The sequence below is a fragment of the Microcystis sp. M53598_WE2 genome, assembly GCF_030067735.1.
Taxonomy (GTDB): Bacteria; Cyanobacteriota; Cyanobacteriia; order Cyanobacteriales; family Microcystaceae; genus Microcystis; species Microcystis aeruginosa.
The window spans coordinates 1-1,788 of record NZ_JASJFE010000363.1 but is presented as its reverse complement, the minus strand read 5'-3'; the positions used below and the strand labels follow the sequence as shown (position 1 = coordinate 1,788).

Sequence of the window (1,788 nt, the reverse complement as noted above, 5' to 3'; positions counted from 1 at the left end):
CTTTTTCCCTGAAAATTAGGTAATTGACCCCCTCAAAATCGCTAAAACCCTACACCCTACACCCTACACCCCACACCCTGCCCCCAGGAAAAACTTTTTGCCGCAAACCCTATTTATCCCCCCTTTTGCATGAGTGCCTGTCCTTATAAGTAGCATTATGCTCAACGGATTTAGTATAAATTCTGCTGTAAGCTGATAGCTAGATGGTCAGGTCACGGAAATCGATGCAAAGTTCACTGAAAAGGATTATCATCGGGGCGAGTTTTTTTCTCGCTACGGTAGTCGGAGCAACTATCGGTTATATGGCCTACGGTTGGAGTTTTCTCGATGCCGTTTATATGGTGATAATCACCATATTTGGAGTAGGTTTCGGGGAAGTTAAACCGATTAACACTCCCAGTCTGAGAGCTTTTACCATGTTAGTTATCGTCTGTGGGACCACCTCGGCCGTTTATGTGGTGGGAGGTTTTTTTCAGATGCTCACCGAGGGAGAAATTAACAAAGCTTTTAGCGATCGCCAGATGAATAAAGAGATGGAATCCCTAGAAAATCACGTCATAATCTGCGGTTTTGGGCGTATAGGACGCATTCTAACGACTAAATTGGCAAAAACAGCCCAATCCTTTATTATCGTCGATAATAACCCCGATCGCATTGGATTAGCTCAGGAAAAAGGTTACTTAACTCTTAATGGTAACGCCACCGATGAAAGTATTCTCCAGAAAGCCGGTATCGACAAAGCGCGAGTTTTAGCGACGGTGTTGCCCGATGATGCTTTAAATGTCTTTATCACTTTAACCGCAAGGGAACTCAGTCCGCAACTATACATTATCGCCAGGGGAGAATATCCCAGCACCGAGAAAAAATTAAAACTAGCCGGGGCCGATCAAGTGGTCTTACCTGCTACCATTGGAGCAGAGAGAATGGCCCATTTAATCACCCATCCGGCCGCAATCGATTTTTTACAGGAAGATGAAGGTAGGCGCAATCTCAACGAATTATTAGCCGATATCGACCTGCAATTTGAAGAATACTCGATTTTAAGCGATTCGCCCTTTTTGGGACAACCCATCAGTCAGATGGAAGTGCGGGGACAGGGTGCTTTTATTATCGTTGCTGTCCGTCAATTTGATGGTCGTGTCATCGCCCATCCCGACCATTCCACCATTCTACAGCAAGGCGATACGGTCATTTTATTAGGTCATCGGGGCGATGTTCCTAATTTTGCCCGTCGTTATGCTCTGCGTCGAGAAATGCGCTATCGCGGGTCTTCTTGGTGGGATATTTACCCAGAAAAAAGTTGAGCTTTTCTGGAATTAATTTCGCCGCAGATGGAGATAGGAATGGCTCACCAATTATCTCCAGATACAGCTATGAAATTAACCTATCGCAGCATTGCTTACGACAAAAATCCCACTGCCACCGTTGCTTCCAGTCCGCTGATTTTAGGCTATCGTGGTGTTCCCTATTTAAAAAACCGTGGTGTCGTTCAAACCATTCAGAAACAGGTAGCCGTTACCTATCGCGGTCAAGCCTATAATATCACTCAGTCTTTAGCTTCTTTGCCCATGTAAGAACCCTCTTTAAGTTTTTAACTTCTAGTTCTTTTTCAATCAATCTCTTTTAAATATTGTCAATTAATGATCACAGCAATTACCTTAAACGGGTTTTATCTTCCCTCTTGCTCCAAGGGGGATTTTTAACTTGTTTTGCCAGCAAGGAATATATGTTCATCGAAAATTTGGGTCTGAAACCCCGCCGTTTTACGGCGGCTTTACTGTTAAATAT

At 43.9% G+C, this 1,788-nt stretch carries 2 protein-coding genes; both read left to right on the top strand.

The features are described 5' to 3' along the window. Positions 1-224 precede the first annotated feature (224 nt). Entirely contained in the window at positions 225-1,304 is a 1,080-nt protein-coding gene (locus PX636_RS07840) for a potassium channel family protein (RefSeq protein WP_002797890.1), read from the top strand. 69 nt (positions 1,305-1,373) lie between these two features. Further along, on the top strand, positions 1,374-1,574 hold the full coding sequence (locus PX636_RS07835; RefSeq protein ID WP_041804746.1) for a DUF4278 domain-containing protein: 201 nt from the start codon (positions 1,374-1,376) through the stop codon (positions 1,572-1,574). Positions 1,575-1,788: the final 214 nt, after the last annotated feature.